The sequence below is a fragment of the Pleurocapsa sp. CCALA 161 genome, assembly GCF_003003995.1.
Lineage (GTDB): Bacteria > Cyanobacteriota > Cyanobacteriia > Cyanobacteriales > Xenococcaceae > Waterburya.
The window spans coordinates 1-6,968 of the sequence record NZ_PVWF01000173.1 but is presented as its reverse complement, the minus strand read 5'-3'; the positions used below and the strand labels follow the sequence as shown (position 1 = coordinate 6,968).

The window sequence follows — 6,968 nt, the reverse complement described above, 5'->3', positions numbered from 1 at the left end:
AGTAACAAGTAACAAGTAACAAGTAACAAGTAACAAGTAACAAGTAACAAGTAACAAGTAACAAGTAACAAGTTTAGTATGAATTGATTGAATAGGCGATCGCTTTGGCTAAATCTCTAAAAAAGCTGAAGAATTTGTGAGACGTATATACACAAACACTTAAAATAAGTTATGGATTTTAATAAAAAACTTCGATTTTTCTAACAAGAATTTCTCGGTAGTATATTAGTGACAGGTACTTACCAGGGCAATCCAGACTAATGAGAATCTTGCTTGTAGACGATGACGAACAATTGATGGAAGCACTGGCAAGCAAGCTAGTTGACCAGCGTTATGCTGTGGATATTGCCACCACAGGGGAAATGAGTTGGGAGTTTATGTTGCTGTTTGACTTCGACCTAGTAGTTCTAGACTGGATGCTACCCGATATTGATGGGGTAGAGCTTTGCCAGCAAATTAGAGCGGAAGGCTACACCATGCCAATTATGCTCTTGACTGCTCGCGATCGCCACAATGATAAAGTATTAGCGTTGGACTCTGGTGCAGATGATTATGTGGTCAAACCCTTCGATTTTGACGAATTAACTGCACGAATTCGAGCGTTGCTACGTCGTGAGATCAGCATATCCTCCCCAATTTTAGAATGGGGAAACCTTAAGCTCGATCCTAAAACTCATGAAGTTCACCACAAACAGCAACTTTTGCCTCTAACTCCCAAAGAATACGGCATGATAGAACTATTCATGCGTCACCCACAACAGGTATTCAGTCCAGGGGCAGTTATCAACAATCTTTGGGCAGGGGAAGACCCGCCAGGAGAAGAGGCGGTTAGAACTCACATTAAAGGATTACGCCAAAAACTCAAAGCGGTGGGACTGGCAAAAGATACGATTAAAACAGTTTACGGTGTAGGGTATCGGCTCAAGACAAATGACGACAATTCTACAGCTGAGACGTCTCAACTTAATACTCAACCACCCAAGAGAAACGCCGATATAAATCAGATTTGGTTACAGTTTAAAGATTTAGCATTTGAAAGATTGGCTAGTTTAGAAAAGTTAGGGATCGCTTTAGCCGAAAACAAGGTCACGGCAGAATTACAGGCACAAGCCAAAAGTTCAGCTCATAAATTAGCAGGTTCGTTAGGGTGCTTTGGTTTTCCAGAGGGATCGAAGATTGCCAAGCAATTTGAACTATTTATGGATCACAATCCACTAAAGCCAGAAGACTTAGAACAGGTGACTAAGCTGACAACATCCTTGAGAGCCGATTTACAGCACCAGCCATTTGAGAAAATCAAAGATGTGTTGAGCAACAATATTTCGCTATTGATTATCGATCGCAGCCACGATCCCAATCTCGATCAACAGTTGATTACTGAAGCTAATAATCATGGCATGAAGACTCATATTGCTACAGATTTAACTCAAGCCCAGAGAATACTTGAACGAGAATCTATCGATGCCCTGCTGCATAAGATTGTTTTTCCTGATGGAGAAGACTTAAAATTTCTCGAACAGCTACATCAACACCAACCTAACGTACCTATAGTTGCGATCGCTGAATCTCCCCAATTGTTGGATCGTCTAAATTTTGTTCGTAGAGGAGGAAATTTAATTTTGCAGCACCCAGTAGAGCCACTAATAGCTGTTAAAGCCATTTCTGAGTTAATAGACAATCTTGGTAAGGCTAACAAAGTGCTAATTAAAGTGCTAATTATCGATGACGATCCTCAACTGCTATTATCTTTATCAATGTCTCTCGAACCCTGGGGCTTTGAAATAACTACTTTAAATAAATCAACTCAGTTTTGGGAAGTTTTAGAGAGTACAGAGCCAGACATCTTAGTGTTAGATATAGAAATGCCTGATCTAAATGGCATTGAACTCTGTCAGATTTTAAGAAGCGATCGCTATTGGCAGCATCTGCCAGTTTTATTCCTAAGCGTACATCAAGACAACCAAACTAAGAATCAAGCTTTCAACATAGGTGCTGATGATTATATTTGCAAGCCTGTAACTGGCTCTGTATTGGCCAACCGCATTCTCAATCGTTTGAAACGCATGAGGATTCATTAGTGAAGTCAGAAGTCCTAAAGGATAAGCTGCGCAAATCAAAAGTCAGAAGTCAGGCAAGGTTATAATCTATACGTAGTATTTTCAATTTCAATAACAAATAACAAAACTTTTATGATTATCCTGTCCTGATTTCCTAACTACTGTAATATAAGTTTTGGAAATAATTAACCATCACAAAATAATCATATTTAATAGATACAATCTTGAAGATTTTATCTGATCTTTAATACATGAGTGTAAAACGTATTTTATTTATTGATGATGAGGATGACATCAAAACCCTGGCGCAATTTTGTCTCGAATGCGAGGCTGGTTGGTCAATGATAGGTGCCTCTAGTGGTCAGGAGGGAATTGCGATCGCTGCCAAAGAAAAACCTGATGCTATCCTCTTAGATGCCATGATGCCCGAACTAGACGGTATTCAAACTATAGCCAAGTTGCAGTCTAACCCCGAAACCAAAAACATTCCGACTATTTTTATTACTGCCAAAGCTCAAGCCAGTGATCGCCGTCGCTTTTATAATGCAGGAGCAAAAGGAGTCATTAATAAACCTTTTGATTCCCTCACTTTGGCTAGTCAAATATCAGGATTTCTCGGTTGGTAATTTACTTAAGTAGCAAGTTAGAGATAATTAGGGTTTCAGATTAACAAAATGGTGTCTTCACTTAAGCCTTCGTCTACTAGTTAGGAAAAAAATTGGGTTTGGCAGTAAGTTGATAAAGCTGAGGATAAGTTCCTGCATCATAAGCACCCGCACAAAGTAACAAAAAATATTCCCAATGACGTTTCCATTCTGCTGTGGTGGAGAATGGAGTTGAATCGATGATTTTATTAATACAAGGCTCGATTTTACTCCAGTTATTTTGGAAGTAATGATTCCAAGTTCTCCAAGTTATTCCATAGTGTTGAGAAATATTGTTTTGTCGGCACATAATAAATTGACGGTTTTTCTCAATCGCCTTACCTAATTCAGAAGGAGAACCTAAAGCCAGATGAGGAAATATATAGCGATTTATATAGGGATCGCTCACCAAGACTGGATGATCTGCTCCATTGGTTTGAATACCCAAAAGACCATCTTTAGTCATGATTCTGCGGATATTCCTCAGAATAGCAGCCCAGTTTTTAGTTCCACCATGTTCGATAGTTTCTAAAAAGATGCACTTGGTAATGCTATCAACACCAGATTTGGCAAGAATTTTTTGATATTGATTATGGTAGCTGTGATTGTAAAAATAGAAATTGGCAACTCCCGCAAATTTTGAGCGACAGTAATCTACCTGTACATCTGAAATCGTGATGCCAATATAGGTAAGATCGAAACGATTGGCTAAATGTTGAGGTAAAGTTCCCCAACCACAGCCACAATCAAGAATAATATCTCCATCCTGAATTTGTAGTTCATTAACCCAATATTCTAGGTTTTGTCTTTGAGCAGCATTCAAGTTTTCGGGAATTCGTTCTAATCCTGTCCAGTCTCCAGTCGTATATTTCATTGATGCTTCGAGGAAACCTTCATATAGCTCCGTCGGTAAGTCATAATGTATTTTGGCTACATCATGTTGCTTAATTAAAGAGACATTAAAAAACTTATACAGTAACTGCTCCAAAATTAATGCGGGTGAATTAGGCATCTCAAATAGAATGGAATTAGACTGGGTACTTAAATTGAGAGCAAAAAGACGTTCAAACAAAAGATCTAATCTGGCACAACGCCAAAATCCTGCTGCATAGGCATTTCCTAAACCCAAAGTTTTAAGCTGAGCAAATTGCTGGAGTACATAGCTGCGGCGATCGCTTTGACAAATAATATCCCAAGGATTTGATTGAGATTGTGCTTCTTCTTCAATGAGAACTTGAATATTTTGAGATAGCAAAGTATTAATTACTTTACTATCTTTTTGGGAAAGAGAAGTTCGCTGATGGGAGTGAACTTGTAGGGTAGAACTCATAGTTTTTCTCCTGAATTAAATTAACGTTAACAGCTATAAATTATTGTAAAAACTGTAAAATCAAAAATTTTCAGTTGACGATTATTTTATTTAGTCAAAACTATAACATTCGAGCTTTTTGTTGAAAATCAACAAAAAAAATCTTATAAAGTTTATTTTTTCGTTGCCAACCTGCTTTAAAATACGATTAACAATTTAGCTTATCAATATATATAGCCATGAACAAATGCAGATCACTAAACATTAGTCACTAACGGCTAATTTATTAATCATTTATTAAGTTTTTGACTTACTTGTATCTATTTGATATTACGTAATCTATATATATAAGTATTATATGTACAATTAAAAAAAGCGAGCATTAAAAAATATTAAACAAAATAAAATAAATATTGAGTTGATTATTTTCAGGTTTACGCTGCATCAGAATTAAATCCAGGAGATTTTCACATGAATTTACTAATTCAAGTTTTTTTATCATTAACAACAATTTTAGTTTGCAGTTCCTTACTACTTCATCTCCCGTCTCGTTTAGGTAAACCAGGAGAACAGCTAGCAGATTCACTTTGCCAGGCACCAGGAATCGATTTCTTGCTGGCATACTTTATGTTGTTACCTTTACTAGTTGGCTCTTTGATTGCTGGAGGAGGAGGAGCGATCGCTGCTTTAATTGCTCAATTCAGTACACTTTGGATTTGGATTATTTTTCATGAGCTAATCAACTACAAAAGTCGCCGAGAACCAAAAATTTTTCCTACCTTGAGCCGTATCGTTGGCGGTTGGCGCAATCATCTGGCGGTTTGGATCACCTTATTAGCGCTCCCCTGTTTTTGGACAGTTCGATTCGTCGAAATTTTCGCTTATCCTCCCTTGACATGGCTAGTAGGATTGCCGAAATATCAAGCTCGCGATTGGGTAAATGTCTCTCGTCAAAAGTTTACAGGCTTAGTTGGTTATGACCTAATTTGGTGTTTATATTGCGACTGGATGACGGGAGTATGGTCGCTGGGGACAGAAATGCTGCGAAATGTCGAGTCTTTTTGGTGTCCGATTCGATTTTACTCAGAAAAAAAATGCGATAACTGTAAAATAGATTTTCCTGATGTTGAGGAGGGTTGGGTAAAAAGCAACGGCGAGATGAGTGATGTTGTGGAATTACTAGACTGTAAGTATTCTCAAGTAAAAGAACGTAGCTGGTTTGGTCATAAATCCCGTTAGTGCTTGGTTTTAGGCAAAACTGTCATAATCAAGAAGACCACTAGTACCGCTTCGCTTAAGTAGCAAGTAGCAAGTTAGAGATAATCAGGGTTTCAGGCTGACGAAATGGTGGCTTTATTTATGCCTACGTCTACTAGCGGCCATCTAGTCAACTAACAATATCTGCCAAAGCAGCTTTAAGCTCAGGATATTGATAGTTAAACCCAAGCTCCTGTGTCTTTTTGGGTAATACTTGCTGTCCTTGCAAAACCACGATCGCACCATCACCCAGCAAAAGTTCTAAAACAAAATCAGGTACGGGTAGCCAAGAAGGACGATTCATCACTTCCCCTAAAGTTTGACATAGCTTGCCCATCCGCACAGGGTTAGGTGCCGTAGCGTTATAGACTCCCGACATTGATTGATTCTCTACCGCCTGACAGATTAAATTAACTAAATCATTGCGGTGAATCCAGGAAAACCACTGCTTCCCGCTGCCAATAGGGCCACCAGCAAACATTTTAAAAGGGCCGATCATTTTCCCTAATGCACCACCATTGGCCAGCACAATACCAATCCGTAGAATAACCAAACGTACTCCTTGTTCAATTACCTTCTGTGCTTCAGTTTCCCAATTTTGACAGACCTGTGCCAAAAAATCACTACCCGATCCACTAGTTTCGTCAAAGGCTGTGGTTTCGCTCGTACCATAGTAGCCGATCGCCGAGGCACTAACTAACACTTGTGGCTTTTGTTCGGCGATCGCGATCGCTTCCACTAATTTTCTAGTTCCTAGCTGGCGACTGTCCATGATTGCCTGTTTTTGCTGGTTACTCCAACGTTCAGCAATTGGTTCTCCCGCCAGATTGATTACTGCATCACAGCCAGAAATGCTTTGTTGCCATTCCCCAGACTCTTGAGGAGTATATTGAACAATTTCTAAATTAGCAAAAGTGGAGGCGGGAAATGCTTTTTCTGCTTTGTTGGGGTTACGGGTCAAGACGACAATTTGGTGTCCTTTTTGGTTTAGTTGAGCTACCAGATGACTGCCAACTAGCCCTGTTGCCCCTGTAATTGCGATCTTCATATAATTTTGGATTGATAATCTGATGACTAGATATTTTTAAAGTGCTACTAGCCCAGAAAAACTTTTACTATACCTTTATTAAAGCTCAATCAGCGCCTAAAGAAAAATTGGTCTATAACGTAAAGTATGAATTGCTTTAAGTCGCGAACAGTAATCCGCATGGAACAAGAGAATTATGGGTAAAAAAAATAGCAAAAAACAGAAGGCAAATCAGAAAATAAGCAAGAAAAAATATGAAGAAGAACTGGCAAAGTTACAAATTGAATTAGTCAAGCTACAACGCTGGGTACAGCACAAAGGTTTAAAGATAATCGTACTATTTGAAGGTCGAGATGCAGCTGGCAAAGGCGGTGCTATTAAACGAATTAGTGAAACTCTCAATCCCCGTGTTTGTAAAGTAGTGGCGTTAGGAACTCCCAGCGATCGCGAAAAAAACCAATGGTATTTTCAAAGATACGTGGCACATTTTCCCACAGCAGGAGAGATAGTCTTATTTGATCGCAGTTGGTACAATCGCGCAGGAGTAGAAAAGGTGATGGGTTTCTGCACTTATGATGAATACAACGATTTTATGCGCTCATCTGACTCCTCCCGTGGAGACCCCCGCTAAAACCGAGGCGGGTGTATTGAGCGCAGCGAATACCGCCTCGGTT

Annotated in this window: 5 protein-coding genes and 1 pseudogene; 4 read left to right on the top strand and 2 right to left on the bottom strand. The window is 39.1% G+C overall.

Annotation, left to right across the window (positions count from 1 at the left end):
• The first annotated feature begins 260 nt into the window (after nt 1–260).
• On the top strand, nt 261–2,078 hold the full coding sequence (locus tag C7B62_RS23430; RefSeq protein WP_106243286.1) for a response regulator: 1,818 nt from the start codon (nt 261–263) through the stop codon (nt 2,076–2,078).
• Nucleotides 2,079–2,308: 230 nt separating this feature from the next.
• Nucleotides 2,309–2,683: a response regulator gene (locus C7B62_RS23425; RefSeq protein WP_106243282.1), complete on the top strand. Its 375-nt coding sequence runs from the start codon at nt 2,309–2,311 to the stop codon at nt 2,681–2,683.
• A gap of 76 nt (nt 2,684–2,759) precedes the next feature.
• Here C7B62_RS23425 and C7B62_RS23420 read toward each other — a convergent pair whose 3' ends face one another.
• On the bottom strand, nt 2,760–4,031 hold the full coding sequence (locus C7B62_RS23420) for a class I SAM-dependent methyltransferase (RefSeq protein ID WP_106243278.1): 1,272 nt from the start codon (nt 4,029–4,031) through the stop codon (nt 2,760–2,762).
• A 450-nt stretch (nt 4,032–4,481) separates the two neighbouring features.
• On the opposite strand from C7B62_RS23420, the gene C7B62_RS23415 reads away from it, so the two are divergent.
• Nucleotides 4,482–5,249 carry a hypothetical protein gene (locus C7B62_RS23415; protein ID WP_106243275.1) on the top strand — a complete coding sequence of 256 codons (768 nt, stop codon included), beginning with the start codon at nt 4,482–4,484 and terminating at the stop codon, nt 5,247–5,249.
• Between the two features lie 148 nt (nt 5,250–5,397).
• On the opposite strand, the gene C7B62_RS23410 is transcribed toward C7B62_RS23415, so the two are convergent.
• On the bottom strand, nt 5,398–6,315 hold the full coding sequence (locus C7B62_RS23410; RefSeq protein ID WP_106243272.1) for a TIGR01777 family oxidoreductase: 918 nt from the start codon (nt 6,313–6,315) through the stop codon (nt 5,398–5,400).
• A 175-nt stretch (nt 6,316–6,490) separates the two neighbouring features.
• Here C7B62_RS23410 and C7B62_RS23405 point away from each other — a divergent pair.
• Nucleotides 6,491–6,895, top strand: a pseudogene (locus C7B62_RS23405) (polyphosphate kinase 2); the annotation flags it as partial.
• Between the last annotated feature and the right edge of the window lie 73 nt (nt 6,896–6,968).